We start from the raw sequence: 12452 nt of genomic DNA, 5'->3' as shown, positions 1-12452 counted from the left end.
ATCCGATAAAACGCGCACACCGAATAAGCACCCTGCCGCGACGCGAAAACGCAAACGCGACCCAGTGCGAACCAGGAAGTGGTGTTTCGAAGGATTGGCCGCTCCGGGACCGTCCGCGCCGATGCGTGTCCGGTGCTCCCTGCCGAGCGACTAGAGAACACTACCCCTGTCCGGCACGGCGGGCAAGTCGCTCCCGGAGACGGTCCGGGTACAGAGCGAGCGGCCGGCCTTCACGTACTCGCCGTTGGGGTGGTCGTTGCCGATGACCCACCGGCGGGCGGCGGTCTCGTCGCGCCCGCCGTCGCGGTGGCGGCTCAGCAGGCGCTGCTCGCGGACGGCGTCGTCGGTGTGGACGTACCAGAGCTCGCGCAGCCGGCGGCGGGCGTCCGGCCAGGGGGCGTCGGCGGCGGCGAGGTAGTTGCCCTCGGTGATGACGAGACGGGTGTGCGGGTGGACGACGTGGCGGGCCGCGACGGGTTCGTCGAGGGTGCGGTCGAAGTCGGGGACGTAGATGTCCTGGAAGCGGTCCTCGGCGATGCGGCGCAGCAGGGCGACGTACCCGTGGGCGTCGAAGGTGGCCGGGGCGCCCTTGCGGTGGGCGAGGCCGAGGCGGTCGAGCTGGGCGGCGGAGAGGTGGAAGCCGTCGAGGGGGACGTAGGCGGCGGTGCCGGGGCCCTCGATGCGGTCGATCTCGGCCACCAGGTGCCGGGCGAGGGTGGACTTGCCGGCGCCGGGCGGGCCGGCAAGTCCGAGGATCGTGCGGGCGGTGCTGCCCGGGCCGCGGAGGAGTCCGAGGGCGAGGGCGGTGGGCTGGGCCTCGTTCATGGCCGCACCCTAGTGCGCTCAGCGGGTGGCGGGGGCGGGTGCGGCGAGGGCGGGCAGGTCCAGGGTGAGGGTGCCGGCGTCGGCGTCGAGCAGGGCGGGGACGCCGAGCGGGACGGTGAGGCTGGACGGGCAGTGGCCGAAGCCCAGTTCCCAGAGCACGGGTATGCCGAGCGGCCCGAGGCGGTCGAGCATCACCTGCCGCACCCGGTCCGGTCGCCCGCAGCCCTCCCAGGAGCCGAGGGCGATGCCGGCGACTCCGTCCAGGGCGCCGGAGCGCAGGAACTGGGTGAGCAGGCGGTCGAGCTGGTAGGGGTGCTCGTTGACGTCCTCCAGGACGAGGATGCTGCCCGCGAAGGACGGCCGGGCGGCGGGGGTGCCGCGTTCGGCGGCGAGGACGTGGACGCACCCGCCGGCCGTGACGCCGCGGGCCCGGCCGCCGACGAGCGGGGTGGCGGTGGGCGAGGTGAGGACGGTGGTGGCGGCCGGGTCGAAGAGGGTGCGGCGCAGGTGCTCGGCGGTGGGGCCGTCGTCGACGAAGGCGGCGCCGGCGGCCAGCGGCCCGTACAGGGTGGCGAGGCCGAGGCGCTGGGCGAAGGCCTCGTGCAGGGAGGAGACGTCGCTGAAGCCGATGAACGCCTTGGGCGGGACGGCGGCCATGGCCGTCCAGTCGAGGAGGTCGACCATGCGGTGGACGCCGTAGCCGCCACGGGCGGAGATGACGGCGTCGACGGTGGGGTCGAGCCAGGCGGCCTGGAGGTCGGCGGCCCGGTCGGCGTCGGTGCCGGCGAGGTAGCCGAGGGTGGGGTGGGTGTCGAGGACGTGCGGGGCGACGGTGACGCGCAGGCCCCAGGAACGGAGGATCTCGCAGCCCGCGGTGAGCCGCACGGGGTCGATCGGGCCGCTGGTGGCGACGACGGTGATGTGGTCGCCGGGGCGCAGGTGCGGCGGTCGGGTCAGCCCCGGGCCGGGTGGGGTCGGGTGCTGGGCCATGGGCCGGTCCGCCTTTCGGGAAGGTGGGGAGGGTGCGAGCGTTCGGGCGGCCTCGAACACGCCGGGGCCGCCCGTGACGATATGCCCTCGCATCGACCGCTCGATGTTCCGATCCGCTGACGCACCGGGGTCCGGTACGGCGGCGTCCCGGCCCGAGGGGTGAGTGCCCTTCAGGCGATCGCGCCCATCACCTCCCGGACTTCGGCGAGGGTGGCGTCGGCGACGGCGTTGGCCCGCTCGGCGCCGTCGCGCAGGACCTGCCGCAGGTGGCCGCGGTCGGCGGCGAGTTCGGCGCGGCGGGTGCGCAGCGGGCGCAGGTGCTCGTTGACGGCCTCGGTGGCGGCGCGCTTGAGGGCGGCGGCGCCGCCGTCCCCGATCTCCTCGGCGACGGTCTCGGGGTCGCGTTCCTGGCACAGCGCGGTGAGCAGGACGAGGCTGGAGACCTCCGGGCGGCCGGTCGGGTCGTAGCCGATGCGGCGTTCGGCGTCGGTCTTGGCGCCGCGGATCAGTCGGGCGGTCTCGTCCTCGGTGGCGCCGAGGGTGATCGCGTTGCCGCGGCTCTTGCTCATCTTGCCGCCGTCGGTGCCGAGGAGCAGCGGGGCGTCGGAGAGCAGGGCCCGGGGGGCGGGGAAGACGCCGCTGCCGTCCGCGTGGGGGTAGCGCTCGTTGAAGCGGCGGCCGATGGTGCGGGCGACTTCGAGGTGGGGCACCTGGTCCTGGCCGACCGGGACGAGGGTGGCCTTGCAGGAGAGCAGGTCGGCGGCCTGGTGGACGGGGTAGGTGAACATCAGTCCGCTGACGGCGGACTGGCGGGAGTGGGCGATCTCGTCCTTGACGGTGGGGTTGCGGCTCAGTTCGGCGACGCTGACCAGGCTGAGGAAGGGCAGCATCAGCTGGTTGAGGGCGGGGACGGCGCTGTGCGCGAAGATCGTGGCGCGGTCCGGGTCGACGCCGGCGGCGAGGTAGTCGAGGACGAGGTTCTCGGTGTGCTCGGCGAGCCGGTCGGCGACGTCCCGGTCGGTGATCACCTGGTAGTCGGCGACCAGGACGAACAGGTCGACGCCCTGGTCCTGGAGGCGGACCCGGTTCTGCAGGGTGCCGAAGTAGTGGCCGAGGTGGAGCGGCCCGGTGGGGCGGTCCCCGGTCAGGACGCGCTGGGTGGCCGGGTCGAAGGTCGAGGTCGGGGCGGGTGCCTGGGTGGTCATCGGATTTCTCCTCGGTGCGGCTGCGGTGGTTGCTGCGGCCGTCCGGGGCGCGGGGCCCGTCCCGCGGAGAAACGCGTCAGGGCCGTCCGAAATCCCGGACGGCCCTGGTCAGGCGAGCGTGGTGGCCGTCCTAGGACGGCCACCAGCACAGGCCCGTGAAGCGCTTCATGCGGCCCATCGTAGCGTCGGTCCCCGGTGGCGCCGGTCCTCGGTGGCGTCAGTCCTCGACGACGAGGGCGGAGGCGTCCTCGCGCAGCGTCTCGCCGCGGAAGAACTCCGGCCGGACGCGGCCGTACCAGGTCATCAGCGCGGCGCCGAGGAGCAGGATGCCGACGCCGATGACGAACACCGAGCCGATGCCGAGGACGGCGCCGCTGCCGTAGTCGGGGGACCAGGCGTCGGTGAGGGTCTGCAGGAAGACGGCGGTCAGCAGCACGCCGCCGAGCAGCGGGGCGATGCCCCTGAGCAGGAGGTCGCGCGGGCTGGTGCGCAGGGTGCGGCGGAAGTACCAGGCGCAGGCGAAGGCGGTCAGCGCGTAGTAGAAGCAGATCATCAGGCCGAGCGCCAGGATGGTGTCCTGGACGACGTTCTCGCTGATCAGACTCATGCCGACGTAGAACACCGCGGTCGCGACGCCGGCCGCGACGGTCGCGTAACCGGGGGTGCGGAAGCGCGGGTGGACGGTGCCGAAGCGCGGCGGGACCGCGCGGTAGGCGCTCATCGCGAGCAGCGTGCGGGCCACCGGGATGAAGGTGGTCTGCAGGCTGGCGGCGGCGCTGGCGACCACGGCCAGGAACAGCAGGACGCTCCACGGCGAGCCCAGCACCGGACGGGCGAGCGCGGCGAAGACGTTGTCGGCGGTCGCCGGGTTGCCGAGGCCGGTGCCGGTGGAGCCGACGCCCGCGAACATCTGCGCGGCGACCGCGACCAGCAGGTACGAGCCGACCAGGGTGACCATCGAGATCATCGCGGCGCGGCCGGGCGTCCTGGCGCTGCCGAGGGTCTCCTCGTTCATGGTGAGGCAGGTGTCCCAGCCCCAGTACATGAAGATCGACAGCGACAGGCCCGCGGTGAACGCGCTGAAGGAGCCGACCTGGAGCGGGTCGAGCCAGGAGGGCGAGAAGCCGATCGAGTCGGGCAGGCCGCCGGAGACGGCCCTGCCGACCGCGATGCCCGAGAACAGCAGCAGGACGGCGAGCTGGAGACCGACCAGGCCGTACTGGAACCACTTGGTGGCCGTCATCCCCCGGTAGCTCATCGCGGTGGCGCCGGCGATCAGCAGGACCACGGTGAGCAGGTGGACGGCCTTGTCCTGGTCGAGCTCGGCGATCCACCCGCTCCCCGTCATCTCACCGAGCATCAGGTAGAGGAACTCCGTCGCCACCCCGGCCAGGTTGGACAGCACGATGATGGTGGCGACGGTCAGCCCCCACCCGGCCATCCAGCCGACCCGGGGGCCGAACGCCCGGGCCGCCCAGGTGAAGGACGTGCCGCAGTCCGGGAAGTCCTTGTTCAGCTCCTTGTACGCGAACGCCACGAGCAGCATCGGCAGGAAGCCCGCCAGGAACACCGCGGGCATCTGCACGCCGACCGCGGTGACGGTCGGGCCGAGCGTCGCGGTCAGGCAGTAGACCGGGGCCACGGTCGACACGCCCAGCACCACGCTGCCCAGCAGGCCGACCGAGCCTCCCCGCAGGCCCTTGTCCCCCGCTCCCCCCGCCGTCCCCCGGTCGGGGAGGTCACCACTGGTGCCACTGACCGGGGCACCCTGCGGAGCGCCGGGCGCCATTGCCCGGCCGCTACCTCTGCGCTCTGAGAGCTGCTGATCAGACACCAGCGCACTCTAAGTGCGAGTGCGAAATGTTGAATAGACCAACTCTTGGTGATTCTTTGCACTTCGTTGGTATTCGTCCACGGGCTCCGCCGGGGCCGCGCGTCGGCGCGTAGGCGTGCACGCCAGGCGCGCGACCGGCGCCGCACGCTCCGCCCGGCAAACCCCGGGAACCCAGCGGACCCGTCGCGCCCGGCAGTTGGGCGGCCACGCCCCGTAGGGGCGGCGGAATCCCGCGGGCACACGCCCTGAAATGACGCTTGGAGCTGGTCGCGCCGTGCGGGAGGATCATCAGGACCGTCCCCGAAGGGCCCGCCGATGACTTCGCTCCACCCCACCGCCACCGACCCGTCCCGACCGTGCCCGCCGGTGGACGGTGCCGGGGCCCCGCCTCCGCCCGCCGCGCGCTGCTCGATCACGACGGCCGCCGACCCCGGCCCGGCCGACGCGGAGCCGTCCGGCCTCGCCCGGCACGACTCGGTGCCGCAGCCGCGCGGGCCGCGCGACGCGGCGGTGCGGGATGCGGCGGTGCGGGATGCGGCGGTGCGGGAGGTCGCGGTGCGGGACGCCGGGCCGCGAGCTGTCGAACTGCCGGACGTCGCACCGCAGGAGGGTCGGGCGCGGGACGTCCAGGCGCTGGCGGCTGCGCCTGCGCCTTCCGGTCAGTCGGCGCCGACGCCGGGGCCCGTGCCGGCCCCGGTGGCGCTGCCGCGTCCGGTGCGCGAGCGGCCGCACGGGCTCGGCCCGTTGCGGCCCTCGCCCTCACGTCGACTGCGCCGGATGCACCCCCAGTCGGCCCCGACCGGGCAGGAGGCGGCCGCACGGGAGACGGCCGCGACCGACCCGGCCGGGACGGCACCCCGAGCCGATCTCCGTACCGGCCCCGGAGCAGCCCACGAAGGCGCCCCGACGCACGGCGCCACGAACCTCCAACCGGCTCCGGCCGCCGATGCGGTGGCCGCCTGGGTGCCGCCGGGCGCGGGCTGGGCGGGGGCGGGTGCGGGCTGGGCGGCCGGTGGGGTCGTCGAGGCCGGGGCCGGCCCCGGTGCCGGGCTCGGCCGTGCCGAGCCGCCGCTGGGCATCCTGATCAGCTCCGGCCCCGGCCAGCCCGAGGCCGCCGGACGGCCGGAGGAGCGGGCGCCGGTCCGGGTCGCGGCGCACACCGTCCGGGTCGGACGTGGCACCAGCCTGGTCGTCCTGCCGTCCTGGCGGCCCGCCATCGCCGTGTCGGTGCCGACCGAGCAGCTGCTGTCCGCGACCGGGCTCACCGTCGAGCGGCTGGGCACCGCCCGGCTGACGGTGCTGATGAACCCCGGCGCGCTGCACGACCGGGAGTTGGACCTGCACGGCTGGGAGTCCACCCCGTCCGGACGGGGTCGGCGGGGCGGACGCCCCTAGCGGACCCCGCCCCTGCAGGCCGGACGCCTGTGGTTGCCCGGGCGTCCGCGGCGGCCCCGCCGTCCGCGGCGGCCCCGCCGTCCGCGGCGGCCCCGCCGTCCGCGGCGGCCCGGACGTCCGTGGCGGCCCGGTCGTCGTCACTCGGCCGAGCGGATCGTCAGCGGACCACCGGGGCGTTCGGGACGTACCCCAGGTCGACCGGCACCGGGGTGCGCCCCTCGACGACCCAGCCCTCCCGCACGGCGTCCAGCAGTTCCGGCAGTCGGGGCGGCCAGAGCGCGTCGGCGTTCTCGTCGGCGAGGTCGGCCCGGGTCCACCAGCGCCAGTCGAGGATGCGGTCGGTGGCGTGCACCGCGCTGACGTCGCCGACCGGGCCGCGGTGCGGGCCGGTGGTGAGGTAGATGTGCTCGTGCTGGCGCACGGGGGTGCCGTGCCAGGTGAAGTCGTGCTCCCAGGTGCAGAGCAGCGGGCCCGGTTCGAGGTCGGTCCAGCCGGTCTCCTCCCAGAGTTCCCGGCGGGCGCCCTCCCGCGGTGTCTCCCCCGGTTCCAGGCCGCCGCCCGGCATGGTCCAGTGCACGCCCACCTCGTCGTTGTCGGACCGGAGCAGGAAGACCGAGCCGTCCCCGTCCAGCACCACCGTGCGGGCGGCCTGACGGGGAACGCGCTTGCGGCGCAGCAGTTTTCGCATCGGACCACTCTCGCAGCGGCCGGTGGGGGCGTCGAGCGGATTCCGGCACGGTGCCGACCGCTCCCCCGCCCCGCCCGCCGGCCGTACCCTGACCGCCATGCGTGTACCCGCGATCATCTTCCCCGCCGATCCGCTCAACCCGCGCCGGCCCGACCCGCACTTCGCCTGGGAGGCCCGGCTGCTGCGGGAGTTGGGCGGGCGGCACCACCTGGTGGATCACGACGCGCTGCTCGGCGGGGACGCCCGGGAGGCCGTCCGGCAGGTACCGGAGGACAGCGGCCCGCTCTGGTACCGGGGCTGGATGGTGCCCTCGGCCCGCTACGCCGAGTTCGCCGCCGCGCTCGCCGGGCGCAGCGGCACCCTGCTGACCAGTGCGGCCGGGTACGCGGCGGCGCATGAACTGCCGGGCTGGTACCGGGTGTTCGAGGGCGCGACCCCGGACAGCACGTGGATCCCGTGGGACGGCTCGGCGGAGGGCCCCGGGCCGGAGGAGCTGGCGGCGGCGGTGGCACGGCTCGGCGGGAGCGGACCGGCGGTCGTCAAGGACTACGTGAAGTCGCGCAAGCACGAGTGGCACGAGGCCTGCTACGTGCCGGAGTTGGCGGATCTGGCGGCGGTCGGCCGGGTGGTGGGGCGGTTCGTCGAGCTGCAGGGCGAGTTCCTGGCCGGCGGGGTGGTGCTGCGGCGGTACGAGCGGTTCGAGCGCGCGGACGGTGCGCCGGCCGGGGGCGACGGCGGAGGCGGAGGCGGGCGCGCCGTGGAGGCGCGGGTGTGGTGGCTGGACGGGCGGCCGGTCCTGATCGGGCCGCACCCGGACACCCCGCACCTCGCCGCCGAGCCCGACCTCGCCGACGTTTCCGCGCTGGTCCGGGCGCTCGGCTGCCGGTTCGTCACGACCGACCTCGCCCGGCTGGCGGACGGCTCCGGCTGGCGGGTGGTCGAGGTCGGGGACGGGCAGGTCAGCGACCTGCCGCACGGGATCGACGCCTCCGGGCTGCTGGCCTCGCTGATCGCCGCCTGACGACGGGGCCCGGCCCGGCGGGGGCCGTCCTGTCGGGCCGTCCTGTCGGGCAGCCCGGGAGGGAACGGGCCGGATCTGGCCGGATCGGGTCGGATCGAGGCGGATCGGGTTCGAGCACGGTCAGGTGCGGTCGAACGCGGTCGGACCCGGTCGGAGTCGACCGGGCCCGTCCGGCCGTCAGGTGCGGCGGCGCTCCGCGGGCTAACCGGCCGGGACCGGCTCGGCCGCGTGGTGGCCCTCCGCGATGAACGCCTGCCAGAGCCGGGCGTACGTCCCGCCCCGGGCGAGCAGTTCGGTGTGCGTGCCGTCCTCGACCACCCGGCCGTGGTCCAGCACGACCACCCGGTCGGCACGTTCCGCGGTGGTCAGGCGGTGGGCGATGACCAGCGTGGTGCGGCCGCCGCTGAGCCGGTCCGCGGCCCGGTTGACCGCCGCCTCGGTGGCCAGGTCGAGTGCCGCGGTGGCCTCGTCGAGCAACAGGACGTCCGGGTCGACGAGTTCGGCCCGGGCGAGCGCGATCAGCTGGCGCTGGCCCGCCGAGAGGTTTCGCCCGCGGCCCGCGACCTCGTGGTCGTAGCCTCCCGACAGTCGGACGATCATGTCGTGCGCGCCGACCGCCCGGGCCGCCTCCTCCACCTCGGCCGCCGTGGCGTCCGGCCGCCCGTACGCGATCGCCTCGCGCACGGTGCCCGCGAACAGGTAGGCCTCCTGCGGCACCACGCCCAGCCGGTGGCGGTACTGCGCCAGGTCGTAGCGGGTGAGGTCGACCCCGTCGACCCGCACGGTGCCAGCCGTCGCGTCGTAGAACCGGGCGACCAGCTTGACCAGCGTCGACTTCCCGGCGCCGGTCTCGCCGACCAGCGCCACCGTCTGACCGGCCGGGATGTGCAGGTTCACGTCGCTCAGCACCTCCGGGGCGCCGTCCGCACCGCCGTTGTAGGCGAAGCCGACGCCCTCGAAGGCGATCTCGCCGCGCAGCCGACCGTCGACCGGCACCGGGTCGGCCGCCTGCGCGGTGGTGGTCGGGGTGCGCAGCAGCTCGCGGATCCGGCCGAGGCCGACCGAGGCCTGCTGGTAGCCGTCGAACACCTGGGACAGCTGGTTGACCGGCGCGAAGAACAGGTCGATGTACAGCAGGTACGCGACCAGAGCGCCGACCGTCAGCGTCTTGTCGTCGACCCGGGCCGCGCCCACGATCAGCACCAGCGCGGCGGCCACGCTGGAGAGGAACTGGACGAACGGGAAGTACAGCGAGATGTAGAGCTGCGCGCGGACGCGGGCGTCGCGGTAGGCGATGCCGCGGGCGACGAAGCGGTCGGTGTTGGTGTCCAGGCGGCGGAAGGCCTGGACGATGCGCATGCCGGCCACGTTCTCCTGCAGGTCGGCGTTGACCGTGCTGATGAGGTCGCGGGACAGCTCGTACTGCTCCCTGGACTTCCGGCGGAACACCAGGGTCGCGATCACCAGCAGCGGCAGCACCGCGAAGACCACCAGGGCCAGGCCCGCGTCGATGATCAGCAGGGCGGCGAAGATGCCCGCGAAGGTCAGCAGGCTGACCACGGCGGTGACCAGGCCGGTCTGCAGGAAGGACGTCAGCGAGTCCAGGTCGGTGGTCATCCGGGTCATGATCCGGCCGGTCAGCTCGCGCTCGTAGTAGTCCAGGCCGAGCCGGTTGAGGTGGGCGAAGATCTTCAGCCGCAGCGTGTACAGCACGCGCTCGCCGGTCCGGCCGCTGACCCGGTTCTCGGCGCCCTGCACCAGCCAGTCCAGCAGCACCACGACCAGCGCGACGAGCCCGGCCACCGCGACCCCGGACATCAGGCTCTTGCTCACGCCCTCGTCGATGCCGTTCCGGATCAGTACCGGGAGCACCAGGGCGGCGGCCGCGTCCAGGGCGACCAGCAGGAAGGCGAGCGCCAGCGGGCGACGGAAGGGGCGCAGCAGGCGGCCGAGGGTGAAGTCGGGGTCGCCCGCCTCGGCCTCGGCGCGGGGGACGGCCGGGGAGTCGGTCGCGGGCGGCAGGGCGGCGACCTTGGCCAGCAGCTCGGGGTCGGCGCTGCGGGCCGCCTTGGCCAGGGCGGGGGTGGGGAGGTCGGGCGTGGGGAGGTCGGGCGTCCGCTCGGCGGCCGGGGCGGGCCGGTCGGCTTGGTCGGTCTGGTCGGTCTGGTCGGCCCGCTCGGTGCGGTCGGCCAGGGCCGGGTCGGCCGGGGAGTCGTGCTGCCCGTCCTGGGCGGCCGGGGTGCGGCCGGCCTCGGGGTCGGTGATCAGGGCCCGGTACTGGGGACATCGGGCGTCGAGTTCCTCGTGCGTACCGATGTCCAGCAGCCGGCCCTGCTCCAGGACGGCGATCCGGTCGGCGAGCTGGAGGGTCGAGCGGCGGTGGGCGATCAGCAGCGTGGTGCGGCCGGTCATCACGGACCGCAGGGCGTCGTGGATCTCCGCCTCGATCTGCGGGTCGACCGCCGAGGTGGCGTCGTCCAGCAGCAGGATGCGGGGGTCGGTGAGGATCGCCCGGGCGAGGGCGATGCGCTGGCGCTGGCCGCCGGAGAGGGTCAGCCCCTGCTCGCCGACCTTGGTGTCGTAGCCCTCCGGGAGCGCGCGGATGAACTCGTCGGCCTGGGCGGCCCGAGCGGCGGCGACGATCTGCTCGTCGGTGGCGTCCGGGCGGCCGTACGCGATGTTGGTGGCGACCGACTCCGAGAACAGGAAGCTCTCCTCGGGGACGATGCCGACCGCCGCGCGGACCGAGTCCAGGCTGAGGTCGCGCAGGTCGTGGCCGTAGAGGCGGACGGCGCCGGCGGCCGGGTCGTAGAAGCGGGGCACCAGCTGGGCCACCGTCGACTTGCCGGAGCCGGAGGCTCCGACCAGGGCGAGGGTCTCGCCGGGGGCCAGCGTCAGGCTGAGGCCGTGCAGGACCGGGGCGGGGTGTTCGGGGTCGTAGCGGAACTCGACCTGGTCGAACTCCAGGGCGACGTCCCGGGTCCGGGGGCCGGCCGTGGTGGCGGGCGCGGTGGTCGTGGCGGGCGCGGCGGCGGCGGGCGCGGCGGCGGTGTCGGTGTCGGTGTCGGTGTCGAGGGTGAGGTCCAGGGTGAGCGCGCCCGGGCGCTCCTGGACCAGCGGGCGCTCATCGATCAGCTGCAGGACGCGCTCGACGCCTGCCCGGGCCTGCTGGCCGACCGTGATGACCATGGTCAGCATCCGCACCGGGCCGGTCATCTGCGCGACGTAGGTGGAGAAGGCGACGAAGGTGCCGAGCGAGACCTGGCCATCGACGGCCAGCCAGCCGCCGAAGAACAGCACTGCCACCTGCGCGAGCGCGGGTATCGCCTGCATCGCCGGGTTGTAGCGGGCGTTGAGGCGGATCGAGCGCAGCCGGGCGGCGAAGAGGTTCCGCGAGGCGCCCTCCAGCTTGTCGAGCTCCTGCGCCTCCTGGCCGAAGCCCTTGACCACGCGGACGCCGCCGATCGCGCCGTCCACCACGCCGGCGACGGCGGCGGCCTCCTGCTGGGCCGCCCAGGTGGCGGGGAACAGGCGCTTGCGGCTGAGCACCGATATCCACCACAGCGCGGGGGCCATCACCAGGGCGATCAGGGTGAGCGGCGGGGACAGCCAGACCATGACGCCCAGCGACATGCCGAACATCAGCAGGTAGCCGGTCATCATCGGCAGCATCGAGAGCAGGCCGTTGACCAGCTGGAGGTCGGAGGTGGCGCGGCCGACCACCTGGCCGGTGTCCAGGCGGTCCTGGCGGTGGCCGTCGAGCCGGCCGAGCGAGCGGAACAGGTCCGCCCGCATGTCGTGCTGGACGTCCAGGGCGAGCTGGCCGCCGTAGTAGCGGCGGACCTGGGTGCAGCCGAAGACCACGGCGGCGGCGAGCAGCAGCACCACCGCCCACGGCGCCAGGGGGCGGGTGTGGGCGGTGATGACGTCGTCGATGATCAGCTTGGTGACCAGCGGCACCAGCGCGGTGACGGCCATGCCGAGCAGCGAGGCGCCGAAGGCGAGCAGCAGGCTGCGGCGGGACCGCCAGCAGTAGCCGAGCAGGCGGCGCAGCCAGCCGGCGGCCTCCGGGGCGTCACCGGCGGCGGCCGGGCCCGGGGCGTCGTCGGGTACGGCCCGGCTCGGGGCGGGGGCCGTGTCGGCCGGGCCCTGGGCCGGGGTCGAGGCCGGGGCGCCGCTCGGGGATGGCTGGGATTGCTCCACCGTAGATCCGTGAGTCTCGGGCATATTTAGGGATGCTAACCATTTCGTCGGGTGGCCGCCACGGCGTTTTCGGCCCCGATGGAGCCGAAGGGCGCGCCCGGGCGGCCCGGATCGTCCGGTCCGGCGGACAGGCCAACAGCCTGCGGCCTGCCGCGATTCCCGGTCGAACGCGGATTCGGGCCGGCCGACCGACCGCACCCCTTCCAGGGTCGACGAACGGCCGTCACACACCCAGCGACCAGGGGCGGGCGGGCACCGGCCTTTGGGCCTAGGGCCGGGGGCGGGGGCCGT

Annotated in this window: 8 protein-coding genes; 2 read left to right on the top strand and 6 right to left on the bottom strand. The window is 74.6% G+C overall.

The genetic code is table 11. The features are described 5' to 3' along the window. Nucleotides 1-150: 150 nt before the first annotated feature. The 4 genes from VM95_RS35875 to VM95_RS35860 form a co-directional block, all read right to left on the bottom strand. Complete coding sequence (locus VM95_RS35875; RefSeq protein ID WP_045705120.1) at nt 151-825, bottom strand: nucleoside/nucleotide kinase family protein; 675 nt, start codon at nt 823-825, stop codon at nt 151-153. Nucleotides 826-843: 18 nt separating this feature from the next. Continuing rightward, entirely contained in the window at nt 844-1815 is a 972-nt protein-coding gene (locus tag VM95_RS35870) for a S66 peptidase family protein (RefSeq protein ID WP_045705118.1), read from the bottom strand. Between the two features lie 170 nt (nt 1816-1985). Next, complete coding sequence (gene trpS, locus VM95_RS35865) at nt 1986-3020, bottom strand: tryptophan--tRNA ligase (protein WP_045705117.1); 1035 nt, start codon at nt 3018-3020, stop codon at nt 1986-1988. Nucleotides 3021-3237: 217 nt separating this feature from the next. Beyond that, a complete protein-coding gene (locus VM95_RS35860) occupies nt 3238-4809 on the bottom strand; it encodes an APC family permease (protein ID WP_045705115.1) in 1572 nt (523 codons plus the stop codon). A 360-nt stretch (nt 4810-5169) separates the two neighbouring features. On the opposite strand from VM95_RS35860, the gene VM95_RS35855 reads away from it, so the two are divergent. Then, nucleotides 5170-6249: a hypothetical protein gene (locus VM95_RS35855; RefSeq protein WP_045705112.1), complete on the top strand. Its 1080-nt coding sequence runs from the start codon at nt 5170-5172 to the stop codon at nt 6247-6249. A gap of 157 nt (nt 6250-6406) precedes the next feature. Here the strand turns inward: VM95_RS35855 and VM95_RS35850 are convergent, their stop codons facing one another. After that, nucleotides 6407-6937 carry an NUDIX hydrolase gene (locus tag VM95_RS35850; RefSeq protein ID WP_045705110.1) on the bottom strand — a complete coding sequence of 177 codons (531 nt, stop codon included), beginning with the start codon at nt 6935-6937 and terminating at the stop codon, nt 6407-6409. A 97-nt stretch (nt 6938-7034) separates the two neighbouring features. Between VM95_RS35850 and VM95_RS35845 the strand changes: the two genes are divergently transcribed. Further along, complete coding sequence (locus VM95_RS35845) at nt 7035-7958, top strand: ATP-grasp domain-containing protein (RefSeq protein WP_045705124.1); 924 nt, start codon at nt 7035-7037, stop codon at nt 7956-7958. A 201-nt stretch (nt 7959-8159) separates the two neighbouring features. On the opposite strand, the gene VM95_RS35840 is transcribed toward VM95_RS35845, so the two are convergent. Then, a complete protein-coding gene (locus VM95_RS35840; protein WP_045705122.1) occupies nt 8160-12011 on the bottom strand; it encodes an ABC transporter transmembrane domain-containing protein in 3852 nt (1283 codons plus the stop codon). Nucleotides 12012-12452: the final 441 nt, after the last annotated feature.

Origin of the sequence: Streptomyces rubellomurinus, from assembly GCF_000961885.1 — a bacterium.
GTDB lineage: Bacteria > Actinomycetota > Actinomycetes > Streptomycetales > Streptomycetaceae > Kitasatospora > Kitasatospora rubellomurina.
This window is presented reverse-complemented; position numbering and strand designations above follow the sequence as displayed.